Source organism: Paenibacillus sp. 7516, from assembly GCF_002272715.1.
GTDB lineage: Bacteria > Bacillota > Bacilli > Paenibacillales > Paenibacillaceae > Paenibacillus > Paenibacillus illinoisensis_A.
In genome coordinates this window covers 26235-46879 of record NZ_NPBI01000045.1, presented here as the reverse complement: position 1 = coordinate 46879, position 20645 = coordinate 26235, and the positions used below count along the sequence as shown (strand labels likewise).

The window sequence follows — 20645 nt, the reverse complement described above, 5'->3', positions numbered from 1 at the left end:
TTCATCCACATCCATTCTGTGTCTTTGCAATTCTCAATGTATATGTATTACCCCAAATCTGGACGAGTTCACCAACCGATTACAGTTTGTCTGTGTTCTGCTTGAAATAGGAACCGATAATTCGCTGTTCAGGCAAAACGGCCATAATTCGTCCCTGTCTGTTCATCACATATACCATATGATATTTCTCTCTCTTTAATAGACGCAGAATAGTGTCCAAAGGTTTCGCCGGAAATGAGATTATCGGCTGTGCCAAGCTGCCTGTAGCCGCATGATGGGCAAATGCACCTTCCCGATTCATCAAAAAACGGATAAAGCGATAAGGTACGTTTCGATAATCGGTCACGTTGGAGTAGAACAGAAAGAGACCAATAAGCAAGATATTCAGCGGGAGCCCGTAGTCTCCAGTGATCCATTTGCTGATCGCAAACAGAATAACCCCTGTACTACATAAAATGCTAATCCGATAGGTCCACATTAATGTCGTATAGTAGGGAGCAATCAGACTGACGAGTGCCTGTACTATTTTACCGCCATCCAGCGGAAGTACGGGCAGCAGATTAAACAGGGCAATCAGCAGATTCCCTTGGATAATGTATGCCAAGAATACTGGATCTCCCAGGTTGGCATACTGCAGCAGCATGGTGATCCCGACCATCAACATGTTTTGCAGAGGACCGGCCAGCGCAATGATGATTTCACGTCCAGCCGTAAGCCGGCCCCCGTCTTCAATAACAGCCACACCGCCAAAAGGAAGCATCTGAATCGACAGGACACGGCAGCCCAGAAGGGCTGCCGCCGCAGCATGTCCACATTCATGAATAAATACGATCGCAAACAGGGTGATGAGTTCTATGAAATGTCCTGTAGCCAAGGAAGCCAGCATAATAATGACGAAAAATGGATGAAGCGAAATGCGTACACCCCACAACCTAATCAAGGGCAACCACTTCCGCAGGATCTACATACTCTTCGCCCTCTTTTACAGCAAAGTACAGCGTGGCAGGTTGTTCTCCACCTGTGGACTTGAGGCTGCCAACGACATTTCCGGCCTCCACCCAGTCATTCACTTCGACTTCACTCTCGTTCAGTCGGCCATATATCGCAGTCAAGTTGCCTGTATGCTGGATGACTACGGTTATCCCATTCTCTGTATCACCAAGAACTTGCAGAACTCGCCCTGCATCCGAACTGACCACCTGCACAAATCCAGTCCCTTCTGCTTCCGGGACAATCTCTATGCCTTTCATGCTCAGCGCAAATGGTTGGACGATTGTCCCGGAGAGCGGTTTACCCAGCAATGATCTGACCCCCGAACCATTAACTGCATCTGTAGTATGGCCCAGCACGGGCAGGAAAGACGGCGTTCCGCCGAAGTGCCGTTCATACCACAGCGCTGCCGACGCAAAGTCCATGTCCCGATGCAGCGCATCTGCAATTACCGTTTTGGGTGAAGATGTCCATGACGCATTGAGTTGAAACAGTCCCCATACGGCACCAAAAACCAATGTACTGACTACTGTTCTACGCACCAACGATTTCACCAGGTTAAAACGTGTATGGCCACCTGAACCGTAATGTCCGTTCTCTTTTTTCCACAGCCATTCAGGATCCCTTTCCTGTTCTGCCAGTAGTGATCCAACATGTCTTGTCTGATCCTGTATATCAAAAGAAGAAGGTGGTCTTGGGCTCTCGGCAATCTTCTTGCTGGGCCCCGAGTTTGCTTCCTGCATAATCTCCATCGCAGCGCCATCCAGCAACCGCCGTATCCGTTCTTCTCTTCTCTGCTTGATTCGAAGTTTCGTATTCATGGAATATCCTCCCGCCGAGGCTTGTTTAATACATCCTATGAACAGCTCTTTCATAATATGAACAAGCTTCCGGGTCAAAGCAAAATAACTCCACCCAGGTGAGATCAACCTGCCGAGTGGAGTTTAACGTGGAGAAAAATGATAGGGATTTCTATTTGCTGAAGGCATTAAAAAAGCCGGGCTGCAAAGGCCGCGGCGGTAAGTATTATATCTATAAGAACGATTGTATTAACCCATTTAACCCATACCAAAAAACTTTTTAAAGCGCGAGAATGCTCCCTTTTTCTGCTCTAACTGCATCAGTGGAACCGTATCTCCCAGAATGCGACGAGCAATATTCCGATAGGCAATCGCTGCAAGCGAGTCTGGATTCATGACTGTAGGTTCTCCAGAGTTAGCCGCTTTGATGACAAGTTCATCATCTGGCACAATGCCAATCAGATCAATGTTGAGGACTTGCAGAATACCATCAATATCAAGCATATCGCCCGATTTGACCATGTTGTTCCGAATACGGTTTACAACCAGCTTCGGTGATTGAATATGCGAACTTTCAAGTAGACCGATGACCCGATCCGCATCACGTACAGCCGCATTCTCCGGTGTTGTTACCACGATAGCCTGATCTGCTCCAGCGACCGCATTTTTGAATCCCTGTTCAATTCCGGCAGGACAATCGATAATGACATATTCAAAATCTTTTTTCAATTCAAGAATGATGTCCTTAACCTGTTCCGGCGATACAGAGTTCTTATCTCTTGTTTGCGCTGCAGGCAGCATATACAATTCTTCGAAGCGTTTGTCTTTCACCAACGCCTGATTCAGACGGCAACGCCCGTCTGCTACGTCACACAGATCATAAATGATCCGGTTCTCGAGTCCCATCACGACATCCAGATTGCGAAGGCCGATATCGGTATCTACCAGACAAACTTTTTTTCCGAGCAGCGCCAGCGCTGTTCCGATGTTTGCTGAGGTGGTTGTTTTACCAACGCCGCCTTTACCCGAAGTGATCACGATCGCCTCTCCCATGAGCTACACTCCTTTAAACACATTAAAATCTCGGCGCAACCGAACGATATTGCTCATCTTGTCGATCTGCATCTGATTGTCCTGTAAATAAGCAAATTCCATCCCGGTATCCCGGCTCTCCCATTCGTCAGGGGGACGGCTGATGATATCAGCGATTCGAAGCTGCGTCGGTGCAAATACCGATGCGGCAATGATTGACTCGTCGTCCCCGCCGATCCCAGCGTGAGCCATGCCTCTGAGTGAACCCAAAACATATATATCTCCGGTACACGTCACCGTGCCCCCCGGATTGATATCCCCAAGAAACAGGAGATTCCCTTCGTGATGAAGCACTTGACCTGAACGCACCATGCCACACATCGTAACAATTGGCGGTGGCCCTTTAACCTCTGGTTTAAGGGCTGGTGAATCGATGGAGCGAATGAGCAGATTCCCTTTTTGCTTCAATATGTCCAATATCGCTTCTTTTTGGTCCTCTGTCACTTCGCGGCTGCCCAGTTTGATATCCACATGAACAATCGGTCCGGTCAAAATATTTTGATGGCTGTGTTCCAGCTTATAGCGGAGCTCATAGAGCAATTCCTCGAATTCACATTGATCGTCCAACAGGAAAACCAAGCCGTCTCGGATGCCTTTAATCGTTACGTGATTCGATTTTACCGTCATAAGCCTGTCCCTCCCATCTCATTACATTTCGTGCCCGGGCCTCGAAGTTCCTGCTTTTCACTCTATAAAATGTATCAGGATGCCTCCTGCACCTTGCTCTTTCTTTTGCCGATACGCTCCAGCTGCTTCCGCAGCGGAGTATAAATGATCAGAGCAAACACGAAATGAATGAACAGATTGGGAATCATATATTCAAGCAAAGCCCAGTCAAAGGTCACGTGATTGAGGCGGAAGAGCTTATATAAAAAGAACAACATGGTGTCGTTAAGCAGACTTCCCAAAATGACGACTGTAACCATAACTGGAAGCGGTGCACGTGGTGCCTGGAATATAAGTCCCATCATGTAAGCAGATAACCCCATTGCAAATCCATAAGGTCCGATCATCTCTCCATAAAATACAACGTCATGAAGCAGTCCAAAAAAGATGCCGAGCACCAGAGCAGTGTGGCGATGATGATATACAGCGATAAACAAAATTACAATGTAAACGAGGTTTGCTGAAATTCGCAATTGCCAGGCTGATGGAATAAGCAATGGAAGAATCGTTCCTTCGGCGATAAACAAAATGAACAGCAACAGAAACAAGACTTGCTTGCGCGTCACCATTATTTTTTCACCTCAGGCGGGATGATAACAATCAGTTCTTTCCAATCCAGGAAGCTGGCATAAGGTTCAATAATGGCAGTTCGTGTCAAACCATACTCCCCGACTTCAACCTTTTTGACTTCTCCAATCCGCATATACTTTGGAAAATTGTTGATGATCCCGGAGGAGATAATTTCATCTCCCTTTTTGATATCGGATTCTTCGGAAATTTTGGTCATTTTGAGCATGCCTGTCTTCGGATCATAACTCTCAATCATGCCAAATACCTTATCTTCTTTACCCACCGCGGTAGCTGCTATGGCATTGGAATTCGGATCATTGGCATCCATCGAAGTCAGCAAATTAACCGTTGCTGTATAAGCACTCACATGACTGACTACTCCCACAAGGCCTTCAAGTGAAGTGACTGCCATCCCTGGTTTGATATTCGCATTTTCTCCAATATCAATGTTGATGGACCTGCTATTCGGATCAGAGTTAGCACTGATTACCTGAGCGATCCGGGTTTCGTAATTATATCGCTCTCTCTGTTCAGTGGTAAAATTCAACTGACTTTCAAGTCTGGCAATTCGTTTGTCTATTTCATTGTACTTCAGGCGGTCTCGCGTATAGTGTCCCATCGCAATGCGGAGTCTTTCATTCTCTTCATAAACCGCACGCATGTTCGCCACATCTTTGAAAAAGCCCGCTACAGCAGAAGCGGGCTTGTAAAATACGTATTGTACAAATCCGACTGAATCCTTCAGGAATTTTTCCGGCCAGGATAGAGCGGTTCGCGGACCGAGCGTAAAGCCCATTAACGCGATAAATGTAACAAGGCCCACCAGCAAAACAAAAAGTCTTTTGTTGCCCAGCAGCTTAAACAGTTCGAACACCCTCTAACATCCATATTCTCTTCCGAGCTATGCCCGGCGGGGAGACGTGCAGACTGATAGTCCCTTCGAGAATATTCGCTGATCTCCCCGGGTATGCGGGTAATAGCTCTCCCGACTGAAGTCGGGTCCTCTTCGTTGGCAACTGACGCCTAACTCAAACGTGCATTAAGCGATCAGTGCCGGATTAACGTTTGGAACGAACTGCCGAACTGCTTCTGCTTTTGAACAAATGGATGTTCTCCAGAGCTTTACCTGTTCCGATTGCTACACAATCGAGTGGATTTTCCGCTACGATGACCGGCATACCTGTCTCACCAGCCAGCAGCTTGTCCAGATTGCGGAGCAACGCGCCACCGCCGGTCAACACGATACCGCGGTCCATAATATCTGCCGCAAGCTCAGGAGGACATTTTTCCAAAGTTACTTTCACAGCTTCAACAATAGCATTTACCGTATCTGCTAGAGCTTCGCTGATTTCATCCGATGTAATCGTGATGGTCTTAGGCAGACCTGTTACGAGATCGCGGCCGCGAATTTCCATCGTTTCCACTTGTTCCAGCGGCATAGCTGAACCGATTTCCATCTTCAATTGCTCAGAAGTACGTTCACCAATCATCAAATTGTACTGACGTTTAATATACTGGATGATCGATTCGTCCATCTCATCACCAGCTACACGAACGGAACGGCTTGTTACGATTCCGCCGAGGGAAATGACCGCCACTTCTGTCGTTCCGCCACCGATGTCCACAACCATGCTGCCTGTTGGCTCCCATACCGGAAGATCTGCACCAATGGCTGCTGCGAATGGCTCTTCAATCGTATATGCTTCACGCGCGCCAGCCTGTTTTGTTGCATCTTCAACCGCACGTTGTTCTACCGCTGTAATACCGGATGGTACGCATACCATAACGTTCGGGTGACGCTGGAACATTGAGCGCTGTTTTTGCGCCTGGCGAATAAAATATTTGATCATCGTTGCCGTCGTATCAAAATCGGCAATAACGCCGTCCTTCATTGGACGAATCGCACGAATGTTACCAGGAGTACGTCCGATCATTTTTTTGGCAGATTCCCCAACAGCCTCAATGCTCTTGGTATCTGTCCGCAGAGCAACCACCGAAGGCTCCCGCACCACAATACCTTTTCCACGTACATAAACCAGCGTATTCGCTGTCCCCAAATCAATACCCAAATCTTTCGTAAAACCACCAAACATGACGTAATCTCCTTTTCTGCCTCATATTGCCGCCCTATTAACGTTCAGAGCGTTTCATTTTCATTTCCTCTGCAATCCAGCAGGGTTTATCATTCATTAAAATGTATTGCATCTGTAAAGTGAACCTATCTTCTACGGACAACGCCGTCAATATTCATAGGAAAACATCAACGCCAACCATTATATTATACTAAGCCCTTCTCCTTCAAACTTACGTATGTTCCATCGCCGATAATGATGTGGTCCAGCACATCTATGCCCACGATTGAACCTGCTTCGATCAGTCTCTTGGTTATTTGAATATCCTCAGGACTAGGCGTAGGATCACCGCTCGGATGATTGTGTGCGCATACGATCGAGGCACTGCTGCATTTGATGGCAGCTCGAAACACTTCACGTGGATGTACAATTGAAGCATTGAGGCTACCCATGGAGAGTGTTTCCTGGGCAATAATATGATTTTTGCTATTCAGGAAAAGGCAAACAAAGTGTTCCTTCTGTAAGTAACGCAGCTGCTCGAGTAAAATATCAGCTGCGTCACGAGGTGTGCGGATTGAAGGAGACTGCACCCGTCTGCTCTTCGCAATCCGGTGACCAAGTTCAATACCAGCCTTGAGCTGAACAGCCTTGGCCATACCTATTCCTTTCATGGCAGTCAATTCGTTCAGACTCATATCCATTAGTGAACGGATGCCACCTGCTTCAGTGAGGATGCGCTGTGCCATGTGCACTGCCGATTCCTGCCTCGTACCGGTCCGAAGTAAAATAGCCAGCAGTTCTGCATGGCTTAAGGCGCCCGCCCCATATTCCATCATGCGTTCTCTCGGGCGTTCTTCATGGGGGATGTCGCGCATCATGTACTGAGGCGACTCCATATATTCCCTCTTTTCACAGCAATCATTTCCCACAATCAGGCTCGCGGCAGCACATGAACTCCGAATCCATCCAACATGTCGCTGAGCAAGGAAAGAGGCAAGCCCACGACATTAAAGTAACATCCTTCAATGCGGTCTACCAGTGAAGCGCCAATTCCTTGAATTGCATACGACCCTGCTTTGTCCATAGGCTCGCCTGTCTGAACATACGCCCTGATCGTTGCCTCGGACAGCTCCTTCATCGTTACTTCCGTCTGCCGATAGTGCACAACGGACTTTCCATCTCCAGCATCAATACAAGCAACACCAGTGAATACACGATGTGTACGTCCCTGAAGTCTGGCGAGCATACGTTCAGCATCCTGTTGATCCACAGGTTTGCCCAGAATGTCTCCATCCAGCACAACGACAGTGTCACTGCCTACAATAATGGCTTCCTGTTCCTGACCTCCAAGCCCACGATAGACAGCCATTGCTTTGCGCATGGCGAGCTCCTGAACCGTCTGCTCAGGAGTCCATTCCGGCGGCGTGTCTTCATCCGCGTGACTTGGTATTACTTTGAAAGCTAGTTGAAGTGAAGCGATCAGCTCCTTGCGCCGCGGCGAAGTGGAGGCCAGAATAATAGGGCGCGATTGTGATTTATTCAAAATAAACGGCTCCTTATGCTACGGCGACATCTGTCGCATCACCATAGTAGATGTCATTCGCTTAGTTTCGTCGTCAAAAATCGTCATTCTCCTACAGTCTGCGATACAGCCATACAGCTGCAATAATACCAATCAAACTGAGGAGGCTCATTTGAAATTGAAATGAAATGTCATAACTGATAATATCCAGATCAGCCTGCGGTGACCAACGTATGGTCGTGGCTTTGGTTAGAATAGCTACAGCCTTGACTGGCTGCAGTGCCTTGGCGATCCACGCTCCGGCCATCCAGCCGAGCAGAAGAAACAGTATTAACATGCCGAAGTTTTTTTTCATCGGTTATCTTCCCTCGCCATTTTTTGACACCCACATTATTATACGGGGTTTTGTACGTCAATACAAACACAAATCCGGCAAGGGGAACTATTTCCAGTTCCTTGCCGGACAGGGATTTCGGGGCTGTGTTAGGGGAAGGAAAACTTATTGCTTGATCCCTTCAAGCCATTTTTTCTGCTGCAGAACATAATCCATCAGATCCGCTTGTACCGCCCACATGTGTACATCGGAGGGATTTTTGTTATACTCGGCAACTGCCGTAATAGCACTGTTCATCGATTTTTCCATGGCTGAAACGATCGGCGCTGCTTCTTGTCCGAGACCTGCCGAGAGTTTACCCACACCTGTTATCCAGGCCTCGTGCTGATTCTGTAATGCAGTCATCGTTTCCGAGGCTACAGGCTCTGGATTTGCTTGACCAAGCTGCCCGATGGACAATGTGGATAGTTGTTCCACCAATGCATTGCTGCTGCTGAAGAAGAGCTGAACATCTTCCTCATTCATACCGAGAGCTGCAGAGTCCACTGCAGGATATGCGATCTCTTTGACATACAATTCCACACCCTCCGCCTTAAGACGGGAGCTCAGCAGTTTGGCTTCCTCACGGTCGGAAGAGATGCCCGCATACACCCGATTCCCATCGTCCGGATCCGTTCCTGCAGCGATTCCAGCCTGTGACAGTTCAAGCTTGGCCTGTTCAGCACGTTCAGGCGAACTAAAAACACCGTACTGAAGCGCATAGTAACTGCCTCCGCTAAGTGCTGACTGTGCTTGTTGGTCCGTCCCGGAAGCACCCTGCACTCCTGTCACACTCGATACTGGTTGATTGGTTTGGGGAAGTTCGTCCGGACCTGTTCCTTCCCGATTAAAAAAAGAGAGAATAACCATACCGAACAGGGCACCGGTGACCAGTGCTCCCGTAACCGAACCAATCATCTTCCAGCCCCTCGGAGGGCGATTTCGCTTGTAGGAGTAATGATCACGATCCGCCATCCAGTCATGACCCGCATAATCGCTGTCTTCAGGAAGCTCTTTCTCATTTTCGTCAGGATACACTGTATGATCCGAATAAACATACTGCGACTGTACAGGATCCAGATTCCGGTCCTTTCTCTGATCCGGCTCCAGTATACTTGTCCCGGTCAGGGTGGTCTCTCCCCAATCTCCAGGGATATCCTCCGGTGTCCATGAAGGCGCGACATCGATCCGCGGAGCACTGTGCGATATCTCATCAGATAAGGATGGAAAGGTTCCAATCACCTTCTCATCCTTATGATTCGGCTTGTCCGACTCGTTCTCCCCGAAACGAAACGTCATTCTAGCATTGCTCACCCCGTACCCTCTCCTTTGTCCCATTTATATCAGCTATATGCCTAGAGACAATGAAAGATTCCTAGAAATTCAAAAACCCGCCTGCTTCTTTACGAAGACAAGCGGGTCATAAAGTGGACTATTTCAGCCCTTTGGCCAGTGTATCGCCAACCTTCCAGATATCCCCTGCTCCCATCGTGAGGACAAGATCTCCTGGCTGCAGACGATTCTGCAAATCGGCTACCACTTCTTCCTTGGTAGGCAAATAACGAGCAGCAGCATTACTGTTTTGAACAATCAGTTCAACCAGCTTAGCGGAGTGAACACCTTCAATCTGTTTTTCTCCAGCCGGAGAATAGATGTCGGTAATAAGTACCTCATCTGCTTCCGCAAAAGCACGACTAAACGCATCCAGCAGGAAGAAGGTACGCGTATATCTCTGTGGTTGGAACACCGCGATAATACGTTTCCCTGTTGCTTTCGCTGCACTGATGGTTGCCTCAATTTCAGTCGGATGATGTGCATAATCATCGATGACCAGAATATCCCGTGCTTCACCCAGCACCTGGAATCTGCGTTTGGCACCATGGAACTGAATAATGGCTGCCGTGATTTGCTCAAACGGAATGCCTGCTTCCAGACAGGTAATGACCGTAGCCATGGCGTTGTAAACATTATGTTTGCCTGGAACAGAGAGCTCTACCGTTCCCAGTGCGTTACCCTGATGGCTCATGGTGAAGGATATCCTGCGGTCACCCAGTACGATATCCGATGCCATATAATCGGCCTTCTGATCAATGCCGTATGTCGTGATTCGGGATTTCAGCTCAGGTAAAATGCTTTGAACGTTCTCATCATCCGCACAGACAATGGCTGTTCCTTCCGGACGAATTTGACTCAAGAACTGTACATACGCTTTTTTGAGCTCCTCGAAGTCGCTGTTGTAATTCTCCAAATGGTCTGCTTCGATATTGGTCACAATACCTAGCCATGGATGATATTGCAAAAACGATCCATCACTCTCATCTGCTTCAGCCACGACCCAGTCGCCCTGGCCCGCCTTGGCATTGGTTCCCAAATTCATGATTTCTCCGCCAATGATATACGTCGGGTCTGTATCGCATTTGTCCATGACAAGTGCAATCATTGAGGAAGTCGTCGTTTTGCCGTGGGCACCTGCAACCGCAACACCTTTGCGCTCATTGAGCAGGCGCGCCAGCATCTGCGCACGGTGAAGAATCGGAATATTAAGCTGCTCGGCTGCCACTCGCTCCACATTATCCGCCGGAGCTGCTGTGGAGTAGACCACAAGATCTGCTCCATTTACGTGTTCTGCCGTATGTCCGATATATATTTTCGCTCCCTTGGCCGCCAGCTTCTCAGTCAACTCCTGTGAAGCGACGTCCGATCCGGTAACGGTGTATCCCATCTCCAGCATAACTCGTGCGATGGCACTCATGCCATATCCGCCAATCCCTATAAAATGAACGTGTTCTGATGTATTTAACAAAACTTTCACCAACCTTTTTCAGAATCGGTTTGATGCAAAAGGGCTGCCCTCACATCTGCAATGAGATACAGTGTGCCGGACACCACCCCCAGATCTTCCGCTTCCGTCCGTGACTTCAATAGATCAAGTGCCTTCGCCCAATCGGGCTCGACGATGATTTCCAGATTCTCTTTCGCAATGGCGGGACGTAACCGCTCGACGATTTGCAGCAACTCGGCTGCATCCATTTTGCGTCGGAAATCTGGCTCGGTCAGGATCAGCGTATCCACTAGTGGCAGTATATGCTGCAAATACGCTTCGTGATGCTTATTCGCCAGCATGCCCATCATCAAATTTAACTTGTTGTGAGGATATACGTCGACAATGCTCTTGGCCAGTGACTCTGCCCCTTCCGGATTATGCGCACCATCCAGTACAATTCGGGGTTCGTGAACGACCTTCTCGAATCGGCCAGCCCAGAAGGCATTCTCCAATCCAAGGGCAATATCTCTGTCATCCAGAATGAATGCCATGTACTGTCTGAGCAATTCAAGCACCATAAGAGCACCCGCAGCATTATCCATCTGATAAATGCCCTGCATTCGAATGCGAGCATCCAGCTCGCGGAATGGTCCTGCAAAATGAAAGGATTGACCATTCTCATCACTATGGAGTCTATGGTAAGAAAATTGTTCTCCAGACAAATACACAGTTGATCGGACTTGCTGGGCCTTTTCCTGAATCACCTTAACAGCCTCTGGCTGCGTAACACAGGTGACAACAGGTACGCCTGGTTTAATAATGCCTGCTTTTTCTCCCGCGATCGCTTCAATGGTATCACCCAGGACATCCGTATGATCCATACCGATATTCGTAATGACCGAAACCACGGGTGTAACGATATTCGTTACGTCCATCCTTCCCCCCAGTCCAGTCTCCCATACTACTACATCCGGATAACACTCTTCTGCATAGTACAAGAGCGCCAGGGCTGTAGACACTTCGAACATGGTAGGGGATCCAAGAACAGTAGAAGCCATATCTGTGACCAGCGGATGGAGTCGATTCGCCAACTTCAGCAGAGTCTCTTCCGGAATATCCTCGCCGTTGTATTGAAAACGATTCGTGAATTTCGTAATATACGGAGACGTAAACGTTCCTACATCGTACCCCGCCTGAAGCAGCACCGACGTCAAAAAAGCGCAAGTCGAACCTTTTCCGTTCGTTCCCGCGACATGAATAAATTTGAGACGCTGATGAGGATTACCGAGCAATGACATGAGCTCCGTGATTCGTTCCAATCCGGGTCTGATGCCAAAAGGAATAAGGCCATTGATCCAATCCACAGCCTCGTCATAGGTATGCAGAGGGGCATCTACGCCCGTGCCATTAAGTTCCGTCATATGTTTCACCTTCGGTCCCGAGTTTGATTGAAAAAAGCGGCCGGATGGCATGGTTGCTCTCCATCCGACCCAGAAACATTAACCTTTCAGTTCCTTGATCCGGGCGATGACTTTATCCCGTTTATCCGAATAATCCGCTTGTTTGGCGCGCTCTTCCTCAATAACCTTGGCTGGTGCCTTGGCTACGAAGCCTTCATTCGCCAGCTTTTTCTCTACACGGAGTACTTCGCCTTCAAGGTTCTGCAGCTCTTTCTCCAGGCGAGCCACTTCCTGCTCAATATCAATCAGTCCAGCCAGCGGCAGGTAAAGCTCAGCTCCCGTAATTACAGCACTCATGGCCTTATCCGGTGAACTCAGATCAAGTCCGCTGTCGAACTCGGATGTATTGCAGAATCGTTGAATGTAATGGCTATTGCGTTCGATAATGCTGAATGTCTCAGCGCTGTTCGCTTTTACCATCAATTCAATCTTCTTGCTCATCGGCACGTTTACTTCTGCACGAATGTTACGTACGGCACGAATGGTATCCATGAGCAGGTTCATCTCGGCAACGGCTTCCGGATTCTCCAGCGCAGGATCATACACTGGCCAAGATGCAAGTGTAATCGTCTCGCCTTCATGAGGCAGATGCTGCCAGATCTCTTCCGAGATGTAAGGCATAAACGGGTGAATCAGGCGCATGGTGTGGTCCAGGACATAAGCGAGTACCGATTGTGTTTTTTTCTTGGCAACCGGATCTTCACCGTAGAAGGACAACTTGGAAAATTCAATATACCAGTCGCAGAGGTCATCCCAGATAAAGTTGTACAGCAATCGTCCTGTTTCCCCAAATTCGTATGCTTCGATTAGACGCGTAATATCGCGGGAAGTTTCGTTCAGACGGTGCAAAATCCAATAATCGGCTGTTCCAAGCTCTCCGCTGATGTCGCGATCTTCGTAAGTAAAGCCTTCCAGATTCATCAGTGCGAAACGTGATGCATTCCAGATTTTGTTAGCAAAGTTACGTGCCTGTTCTACCCGCTCCCAGCGGAAACGAAGATCCTGGCCAGGCGTGCTGCTGGTGGAGATCATATAACGCATCGCGTCTGCACCGTATTTCTCAATAACATCCAGCGGATCCACACCATTACCGAGTGATTTGGACATTTTGCGGCCATCCGCATCACGAACCAGACCATGCATCAGAACATCTTTGAATGGAATTTCATCCGTGAACTCCAGAGCTGTGAAGATCATCCGTGAAACCCAGAAATAAATGATGTCATATCCGGTTACAAGTACACTTGTCGGATAGTAACGTTTCAGATCTTCTGTATCTTCAGGCCAGCCGAGTGTGGAGAAAGGCCACAATGCCGAACTGAACCACGTATCCAGAACATCTTCATCCTGTCTCAGCTTACGACCAGCGTACTCTGGCAGTGTTGTTGGATCTTCAGCCGATACAATAATTTCACCAGTCTCATCGTCGTACCAGGCCGGAATACGATGTCCCCACCACAACTGACGTGAGATACACCAGTCACGAACATTTTCGATCCAGTTCAGATACGTTTTCTCAAAACGATCCGGAACGAAGTTTACGCCTTCCCCATTTTTCTGTTTTTGGATGGCTCTTTCGGCGAGAGGCTTCATCTCAACAAACCATTGTGTGGACAAATAAGGCTCAACCACAGCTCCCGTCCGTTCGCTGTGTCCAACCTGGTGTGTGTGATCCTCGATGTTGATCAATACACCCAGTTCCTGCAAATCTGCAACGATCTGCTTGCGGCAGTCACTGCGATCCATACCCTGATATTTGCCTGCTTCCGCATTCATGGTACCTGTCTCATCCATGACTGTGATCTGAGGCAGATCGTGGCGAAGACCCACTTCGAAGTCATTCGGATCATGTGCAGGCGTAATTTTTACAGCACCGCTTCCGAATTCCTTATCTACATAATCATCTGCAATAACCGGAATCTCCCGGCCGATGATCGGCAGGATCAGCGTTTTGCCAATCATGTCTGTATAACGTTCATCTTTTGGATGAACAGCAACCGCAGTATCACCAAGCATCGTCTCCGGACGAGTCGTTGCCACTGTAACATAACCGCTACCGTCCTTAAGTGGGTATTTCAGATGGTACAGGTGTCCCTGAACCTCTTTGTACTCAACCTCAATGTCAGACAATGCGGTACGGTTCACCGGATCCCAGTTAATAATGCGTTTGCCTCTGTAAATCAGGCCTTTTTCATATAGTTGAACAAACACTTTGCGCACCGCTTGGGAAAGCCCTTCATCGAGCGTGAAGCGTTCACGTGAATAATCCAGGGAGAGTCCCATTTTACCCCACTGCTGGCGGATCGTTGTCGCGTACTGGTCTTTCCAATCCCAGACTTTATCCAGGAACTTCTCGCGTCCAAGATCATAGCGGGTCAAGCCTTCTTCACGCAGCTTTTGCTCTACTTTGGTTTGTGTCGCAATACCTGCATGGTCGGAACCTGGGAGCCACAAAGCGTCATATCCTTGCATCCGTTTGGTGCGGATCAGGATATCCTGGAGTGTGAAATCCAGTGCATGCCCGATATGAAGCATACCGGTTACGTTCGGGGGTGGAATTACAATAGTAAATGGTTCAGCATCCTTGCGCTGACCAGCCTTGAAATATCCACGTTCTGTCCAGGTAGAGTACCATTTCTGCTCCGCAGCTTTCGGATCATACGTAGTCGGCATTTCTGTTGCCGCTGATTTTTTTTCTTCAGACATGTGTCATTCCTCCGTTACTTAATCATCATCGCCAAAAAACAAAAAAACCTTTCATCCATCAAAGGACGAAAGGTTAGCTTTCGCGGTACCACCTTTGTTTCACGCAGACAGAAAGAAACAGCATGCCTTTCTGAGGCTATCGTGACACTTCAAGCAGATAACGGCTGCTACCGGCCCATCCTACTTCAGGAACAAACAAATCACAATGACATGCTTCATCGTTCCTCGTATTCAAACAGGCAACTCCCGGGCGACTTCGATCAGTAGGTTCCTGCGGAATTTCTCAGCGCTGCAATCCCGCTCTCTGAAAGGCCTTGCTGTCTACTACTCCCATTCGACGTTGTTCTTTAAAAAACCTAAACACATCATACCCTGACCGTGCCCGATAGTCAACCTGACAACAGCGTAAACGGGCGGCAGCCCTGCGTATTAAGCCTAAAAGCAGCAAAAACCCGCAATCCTTACTGGATTGCGGGTTGGTATGGACGTTATTTTACAAGTCAGAGGTCAGGGGATGTATAGAATCTGCCCTTCTTCAACGACTTGTTCTGATAAACGATTGTATAATTGGAGCTCCCGGGTGCTCAATTGGTAGCGGTCAGCAATGCTATCCAACGTCTCTTCCCGCTGGACGATGCACAGTTTAACTTTGCGGAATGGTGTCTGATCCACAATCGTGCCCAAGAACAGGTTCTTCCACTGAACATCATCTGCCTGGTAGGCTTCTTCCTGTACGGAGCCAGCGACCGACTCGTCCTCCCGATCCGTTTCTGTATCCCGCACTGACCTACCCGAAGATAACAGGGACGAGATCCCCACCCCTTCTTCCTGTCTTGGTGAAGACTCCCTCTTGCTGCCAAACGCGACTTTGAGCTCTGGCTTGTCTTCTGTCTCAGCCACAGGTTCAGGAATGAACGAAACTGGCTCTGAAGATTCATCTGCTTCCACTGCTTCCGGTGCAGAAGGTCGTTCCCCTTCGGCAGATTCCAGTTCAGACGCTGCAAACACATCCTGCCAATTCTCTGCTGGCTTCTCAGCCTCCGTCTGATCTTCCTGCGGTGAACCTGACCTGGAAGATTCGAAGTTCCAAACATTCGAAACAGCCACGTTTTCTGATGGTTGTTGGTTCAGCTCCGTGTTTGTATGTAAGGTCTCCACGGAAGGCTCCGCCCAGACAGATGGTGATTCCTCAGTCAGAGGTAGCAATGGCTCAGACTCCGGATAAGAAGCCAGCCGGTCTGCAGTCTCCGCCATGAAAGACGAGACGGGTGAGGGTGAGGCAGGCACTTGATTATCAGCTGCTTCATCTTCTTGGGTGATTAATGAAGGAGCGTTATCTTCAGCAGGTCTTTTCTGATATTCTTCTTCATCTTGATTCTCGAGCGTATCAGCATAGATCTGTTGCGGTGCAGGGGTTAACTGTTCTTCCGGCTGCGCATTTTCCTCATAACGGATGTTTTCTTCAGCGGCTTGCTGCGGATTCTCAGGAATTTCTGATGTGTATAGAGACTCGGCCGTTATAGGCAGACCTTCCTCTTCACTGCGCTGCAGCAGATATTCCTGAGCAAAGGTGTTCAACCCAGCATCTGCATCCTCTGCCTCCGGGGCGCGGTTAACCTGCTGCGGATCAGGGTAGTGTACCACAGTAAACTCTTCCGCTGACCAGGCCTGCGGCTCTTCAACAGGAAAGCCCTCAATGCCACGCAGTGACAGCACACCTGTAATATTCAAGCTTCGGCTGGATAACAAATCCACATCAAAGTTTTCAATCTCAATCGAGATATCCTCAATTGATCTCACCCGATTCAGGGGAACCGTGATCTCAACCGGAATAAAATGTTTCAGTTCCTCCGAGATCTCGTTCTCTCCCCGATACGCACCTGTAAGCAAAAGATGGCCTCGCAACGTTGCATGATCATCCTGACCGATGACTTGAATACGCGGGTATAACTCAATTTCCTCCAGTTCCTCAATGGCAGGGACTCCCTCGGACAAATGAACGCGCTCATAAATATCGAACCGCAAACCATAAGGTTGATTCAACAAAGGTGGCGTCCTCCTTTCGGCATATGTTCACCATGATCCTTCTCATGGGACTGATCCATGGTCCAAATCCTTCGTTACCCCATCTATATGCCATCGATGAGATGAGCATGCCACCTTTGTTCAAAGCTTGCCTTTTTATTAGGTTGTTCGTTCCCGCTGGACTAGCTGTTCAAAATCAGAAGGCCACGGATCTTGAACTTCAATCAGCGCTCCCGTGAGCGGATGATTAAACGTTAACACTTCACCATGAAGTGCCTGGCGTCCAATAGAATCTGACCTTCCTCCATACAGCTGATCGCCAACAAGCGGGTGTCCGGCATAACTCAGATGCACTCTGATCTGATGCGTACGTCCAGTATCCAGTATTAAACGCACAAGTGTAGCGCGCTCCCACACTTCCACAATCTCTACATGTGTTACTGCTTCCTGCCCACTCTCGGAAACGCGTCTGCGCTGCTTGTGATGCCTGTCCTTACCGATGGGCGCATCAATTTTGCTGCATTCCGGAGAAACCTGCCCTTCCGCAATGGCTACATACTGACGCCCAATTTCTTTGCGACGCATTGCCTCATCCAATTTTGCCAGAGCAAAAGCATTCTTGGCATAGAGAACGGGGCCTGTTGTATCTTCATCGAGGCGATGCACATGGCGCACGCTGGTGACGATACCGTTGATCTCATAATAAGAGGCGACAGCGTGATCTAGCGTAATGGCATGATCGGCACGAGTTCCATCCGGATGCAGCTTCATACCCGCGGGTTTATGTACAACCAGACTAAAATCATCCTCGTACAGCACCTCAATCTCTGCCCAGCGGGGTTCAACATCAATGGGCTGAGATGCAAAAAGGGCCAGCCGAAGCCGGTCCCCTGCGAGTTGAATTCCGTGATTTGCCTTGAGCTGACGAAGCAGCTTTTCTGGAAACGAAAGTTCAGTGAGCAGCCATTGCTCTGCCGCAAGCTGTCTGTCTGGACTGCCTGTTACCACTTTGCCTGGCATCAGCTCTAGCCATTCCCCACGACGCTTCCAACTTTTGATCGTCATAGAGATTGTAGAGCCTTGCGGTTTGCTTCAATCGTATCGTCAATATCCTGCTCTGTATGCACACCAGAGACGAACATGCCCTCAAATTGGGAAGGTGCCACGCTTACACCCTCATCAATCATTGCTGCAAAGTAGCGAACAAACTGATCCAAATTGCTTCCTTTGGCTATATCATAATTGGTAACAGGTACACTGCTGAAGAACGGACATACCATGGAACCAACGCGGTTAATGGTTACTGCAATACCCGCCTCTGCTGCATTCTTTTCGAAGCCAGCCTGCAAACGAGCCGACAACGTCTCCAAACGATCATAGACTTCCGGTGTCAACAGTTTGAGGGTGGTATAGCCTGCTGCCATAGCCAGTGGGTTACCACTGAGTGTTCCCGCTTGATAGATCGGACCGGTTGGAGCGATCTGCTCCATCAGATCCCGTCGACCGCCATATGCTCCGACCGGAAGGCCGCCGCCGATAACTTTACCGAGACATGTCAGATCGGGCGTAACACCATACCGCCCCTGTGCACAGTTCAAGCCTACACGGAAACCGGTCATGACTTCGTCAAAGATGAGCAGGCTGCCGTACTGGCTCGTCAGGCTGCGCAGGCCTTCAAGAAAGCCCGCTGCTGGAGGTACAACGCCCATATTCCCAGCCACAGGCTCGACAATGACAGCAGCCAGTTCCTCACCAAAACGTTCAAAGGCAAGGCTAACCGATTCCAGATCATTGTAAGGCACTGTGATCGTATTAGTAGCGACACCTTCAGGAACTCCAGGACTGTCTGGCAATCCAAGGGTAGCGACACCGGAGCCCGCTTTGATCAGCAAGCTGTCCGCATGTCCGTGATATGAACCTTCAAACTTCAAAATTTTGCTGCGGCCCGTTACACCGCGAGCCAATCTGATGGCACTCATGGTTGCTTCCGTACCCGAGTTGACCATCCGCACAATATCGATGGATGGTACGCGTTCGCAAACAAGCTTAGCCATCTCGGTCTCCAGCAGCGTTGGAGCACCAAAGCTCGTTCCTTTCAGAGCTGTTTCACGCAGTGCTTCAACGACATCAGGATGGGCATGTCCCATGATAAGCGGTCCCCATGAGCCCACATAATCAATAAATACATTGCCATCAATATCGTAAATTTTGGACCCTTCTCCGCGTTCTGCATAGATCGGGGTAAGTCCTACGGATTTGAATGCCCGAACGGGGCTGTTTACGCCTCCAGGTATGTACTGCTTGGCTTCCTCGAATGCGCTGCGTGAGCGCTCATCGTTTCGTCTTTTTCCTGATTGTGCAGTCATGAACATCCTCCTTAATATGAAGGCCCCGCTCCTTATATGAACAGTAAACTGATCTATACAAGCGACATAACCGGGTCGTGCAGGGCCTTGCTATATGTTGATCATTTTATAACGACTCTCTTAGCAAACGTGTAATTACAAAGAACTATTACTTCTCAGCCAACCAGCGGGAGGCATCTTTTCCGTAATACGTAATGATCATATCCGCACCCGCGCGTTTCATGCTGAGCAGAATTTCCATCGCGACCTTTTTCTCATCAATCCAACCCTGCATTGCTGCAGCCTTCACCATGGCATACTCACCACTTACATTATAAGCCACAAGCGGGAGGTCAAATTGATCCTTGATTGTACGCATCACGTCCAGATAGGAGAGTGACGGTTTCACCATCAGCATGTCTGCTCCTTCAAGTACATCCGTTTCAGCTTCGCGCAGTGCCTCGCGGGCATTGGCCGGGTCCATCTGATATGATTTGCGATCTCCAAACTGTGGGGTGGAATCCGCTGCTTCACGGAAGGGACCATAAAAAGCAGATGCATATTTAACGGAGTAGGACATGATTGGAATATGGCTGAATCCATTCTCATCCAGTCCTGCCCGAATGGCTTGGACGAATCCATCCATCATATTGGATGGGGCAATAATATCCGCGCCTGCTTTGGCTTGGGATACAGCTGTTTTCACAAGCAGATCCAGTGATTCATCATTCAGAACATCTCCGCAGATATGTCCGTCAACTTCCACGGTATGCACCATGCCGCAGTGCCCGTGATCCGTGAATTCACACAAGCAGGTATCTGCCACAACCAGCAGGTCGGGATACCAGGACTTAATCAATTTCGTTGCTTCCTGCACAATACCATCTTCAGCGAAACCAGAAGAACCAATACTATCCTTTGTCTCAGGAATACCGAACAACAATACGGCCGGAATCCCCAGATCGGCAATCTCTTTTACCTCTTCCTGCAGACGGTCAAGAGAAAAACGGAATACGCCTGGCATAGATTTGATCTCGGATTTTACGTTTTCACCGTAAGTTACATAGATGGGCTGGATAAAATCATCCACGGTCAGATGAGTCTCTCTGACCATATTGCGGATGCCTGCGGATTGACGTAAGCGACGGTGTCGTACAATTGGAAAACTCATATAGAAACATCCTCTCTTAGAGTAAAGTAGAGCAAAAAGGGAAGCGCGCCGGTATCCTAACGAATTCAGCACGCTTCATCAATCTGCAT

At 48.8% G+C, this 20645-nt stretch carries 18 protein-coding genes and 1 other annotated feature; all 18 genes read right to left on the bottom strand.

Going from position 1 to position 20645, the window contains the following annotated elements:
• Positions 1–79: 79 nt before the first annotated feature.
• The 18 genes from CHI14_RS28145 to hemB all read right to left on the bottom strand — a co-directional run bounded on the left by CHI14_RS28145 (position 80) and on the right by hemB (position 20556).
• Complete coding sequence (locus CHI14_RS28145) at positions 80–940, bottom strand: M50 family metallopeptidase (protein WP_095293317.1); 861 nt, start codon at positions 938–940, stop codon at positions 80–82.
• A complete protein-coding gene (locus tag CHI14_RS28140) occupies positions 933–1811 on the bottom strand; it encodes a M23 family metallopeptidase (protein WP_170948303.1) in 879 nt (292 codons plus the stop codon). The genes CHI14_RS28145 and CHI14_RS28140 overlap by 8 nt, the downstream gene beginning before the upstream one ends.
• A 237-nt stretch (positions 1812–2048) precedes the next feature.
• On the bottom strand, positions 2049–2843 hold the full coding sequence (gene minD, locus CHI14_RS28135) for a septum site-determining protein MinD (protein WP_024633965.1): 795 nt from the start codon (positions 2841–2843) through the stop codon (positions 2049–2051).
• Between the two features lie 3 nt (positions 2844–2846).
• On the bottom strand, positions 2847–3509 hold the full coding sequence (gene minC, locus CHI14_RS28130; RefSeq protein WP_095293315.1) for a septum site-determining protein MinC: 663 nt from the start codon (positions 3507–3509) through the stop codon (positions 2847–2849).
• Positions 3510–3583: 74 nt separating this feature from the next.
• Positions 3584–4117: a rod shape-determining protein MreD gene (mreD, locus tag CHI14_RS28125; protein ID WP_095293314.1), complete on the bottom strand. Its 534-nt coding sequence runs from the start codon at positions 4115–4117 to the stop codon at positions 3584–3586.
• Positions 4117–4992: a rod shape-determining protein MreC gene (mreC, locus tag CHI14_RS28120; protein WP_095293313.1), complete on the bottom strand. Its 876-nt coding sequence runs from the start codon at positions 4990–4992 to the stop codon at positions 4117–4119. The genes mreD and mreC overlap by 1 nt, the downstream gene beginning before the upstream one ends.
• A 184-nt stretch (positions 4993–5176) precedes the next feature.
• Positions 5177–6211 (bottom strand): rod shape-determining protein, encoded by a 1035-nt coding sequence (locus CHI14_RS28115; RefSeq protein ID WP_095293312.1) that lies wholly within the window; start codon positions 6209–6211, stop codon positions 5177–5179.
• A gap of 185 nt (positions 6212–6396) precedes the next feature.
• The gene (radC, locus tag CHI14_RS28110) at positions 6397–7086 is read right to left on the bottom strand and encodes a RadC family protein (protein ID WP_095293311.1); all 690 of its coding nucleotides are present in this window, start codon (positions 7084–7086) and stop codon (positions 6397–6399) included.
• 35 nt (positions 7087–7121) lie between these two features.
• Positions 7122–7733 (bottom strand): Maf family protein, encoded by a 612-nt coding sequence (locus tag CHI14_RS28105; RefSeq protein ID WP_095293310.1) that lies wholly within the window; start codon positions 7731–7733, stop codon positions 7122–7124.
• Positions 7734–7824: 91 nt separating this feature from the next.
• Positions 7825–8067 carry a DUF4321 domain-containing protein gene (locus CHI14_RS28100; protein WP_095293309.1) on the bottom strand — a complete coding sequence of 81 codons (243 nt, stop codon included), beginning with the start codon at positions 8065–8067 and terminating at the stop codon, positions 7825–7827.
• 144 nt (positions 8068–8211) lie between these two features.
• Entirely contained in the window at positions 8212–9384 is a 1173-nt protein-coding gene (locus CHI14_RS28095; protein WP_212677033.1) for an SPOR domain-containing protein, read from the bottom strand.
• 133 nt (positions 9385–9517) lie between these two features.
• A complete protein-coding gene (gene murC, locus CHI14_RS28090) occupies positions 9518–10837 on the bottom strand; it encodes a UDP-N-acetylmuramate--L-alanine ligase (RefSeq protein WP_249281269.1) in 1320 nt (439 codons plus the stop codon).
• A 56-nt stretch (positions 10838–10893) separates the two neighbouring features.
• Positions 10894–12270 carry a bifunctional folylpolyglutamate synthase/dihydrofolate synthase gene (locus tag CHI14_RS28085; protein WP_095293332.1) on the bottom strand — a complete coding sequence of 459 codons (1377 nt, stop codon included), beginning with the start codon at positions 12268–12270 and terminating at the stop codon, positions 10894–10896.
• Positions 12271–12348: 78 nt separating this feature from the next.
• Complete coding sequence (locus CHI14_RS28080; RefSeq protein WP_095293306.1) at positions 12349–15015, bottom strand: valine--tRNA ligase; 2667 nt, start codon at positions 15013–15015, stop codon at positions 12349–12351.
• A gap of 58 nt (positions 15016–15073) precedes the next feature.
• Positions 15074–15362, bottom strand: a binding site (T-box leader).
• Positions 15363–15522: 160 nt separating this feature from the next.
• A complete protein-coding gene (locus tag CHI14_RS28075) occupies positions 15523–17061 on the bottom strand; it encodes a LysM peptidoglycan-binding domain-containing protein (protein WP_095293305.1) in 1539 nt (512 codons plus the stop codon).
• Between the two features lie 138 nt (positions 17062–17199).
• On the bottom strand, positions 17200–18105 hold the full coding sequence (locus tag CHI14_RS28070; protein ID WP_095293304.1) for an RluA family pseudouridine synthase: 906 nt from the start codon (positions 18103–18105) through the stop codon (positions 17200–17202).
• Complete coding sequence (gene hemL, locus CHI14_RS28065) at positions 18102–19406, bottom strand: glutamate-1-semialdehyde 2,1-aminomutase (protein WP_095293303.1); 1305 nt, start codon at positions 19404–19406, stop codon at positions 18102–18104. Before hemL ends, CHI14_RS28070 begins: the two co-directional genes overlap by 4 nt.
• 148 nt (positions 19407–19554) lie before the next feature.
• The gene (gene hemB, locus CHI14_RS28060; RefSeq protein ID WP_095293302.1) at positions 19555–20556 is read right to left on the bottom strand and encodes a porphobilinogen synthase; all 1002 of its coding nucleotides are present in this window, start codon (positions 20554–20556) and stop codon (positions 19555–19557) included.
• Positions 20557–20645: the final 89 nt, after the last annotated feature.

What these genes read in the sequence shown, in the direction of transcription:
- CHI14_RS28140 (WP_170948303.1), bottom strand. Translation starts at nt 1,811, where the DNA reads ATGAATACGAAACTTCGAATCAAGCAGAGAAGAGAAGAACGGATACGG.
- minD (WP_024633965.1), bottom strand. Translation starts at nt 2,843, where the DNA reads ATGGGAGAGGCGATCGTGATCACTTCGGGTAAAGGCGGCGTTGGTAAA.
- minC (WP_095293315.1), bottom strand. Translation starts at nt 3,509, where the DNA reads ATGACGGTAAAATCGAATCACGTAACGATTAAAGGCATCCGAGACGGC.
- mreD (WP_095293314.1), bottom strand. Translation starts at nt 4,117, where the DNA reads ATGGTGACGCGCAAGCAAGTCTTGTTTCTGTTGCTGTTCATTTTGTTT.
- CHI14_RS28115 (WP_095293312.1), bottom strand. Translation starts at nt 6,211, where the DNA reads ATGTTTGGTGGTTTTACGAAAGATTTGGGTATTGATTTGGGGACAGCG.
- radC (WP_095293311.1), bottom strand. Translation starts at nt 7,086, where the DNA reads ATGGAGTCGCCTCAGTACATGATGCGCGACATCCCCCATGAAGAACGC.
- CHI14_RS28100 (WP_095293309.1), bottom strand. Translation starts at nt 8,067, where the DNA reads ATGAAAAAAAACTTCGGCATGTTAATACTGTTTCTTCTGCTCGGCTGG.
- CHI14_RS28095 (WP_212677033.1), bottom strand. Translation starts at nt 9,384, where the DNA reads ATGACGTTTCGTTTCGGGGAGAACGAGTCGGACAAGCCGAATCATAAG.
- murC (WP_249281269.1), bottom strand. Translation starts at nt 10,837, where the DNA reads ATGAGTGCCATCGCACGAGTTATGCTGGAGATGGGATACACCGTTACC.
- CHI14_RS28085 (WP_095293332.1), bottom strand. Translation starts at nt 12,270, where the DNA reads ATGACGGAACTTAATGGCACGGGCGTAGATGCCCCTCTGCATACCTAT.
- CHI14_RS28080 (WP_095293306.1), bottom strand. Translation starts at nt 15,015, where the DNA reads ATGTCTGAAGAAAAAAAATCAGCGGCAACAGAAATGCCGACTACGTAT.
- CHI14_RS28070 (WP_095293304.1), bottom strand. Translation starts at nt 18,105, where the DNA reads ATGACGATCAAAAGTTGGAAGCGTCGTGGGGAATGGCTAGAGCTGATG.
- hemL (WP_095293303.1), bottom strand. Translation starts at nt 19,406, where the DNA reads ATGACTGCACAATCAGGAAAAAGACGAAACGATGAGCGCTCACGCAGC.
- hemB (WP_095293302.1), bottom strand. Translation starts at nt 20,556, where the DNA reads ATGAGTTTTCCAATTGTACGACACCGTCGCTTACGTCAATCCGCAGGC.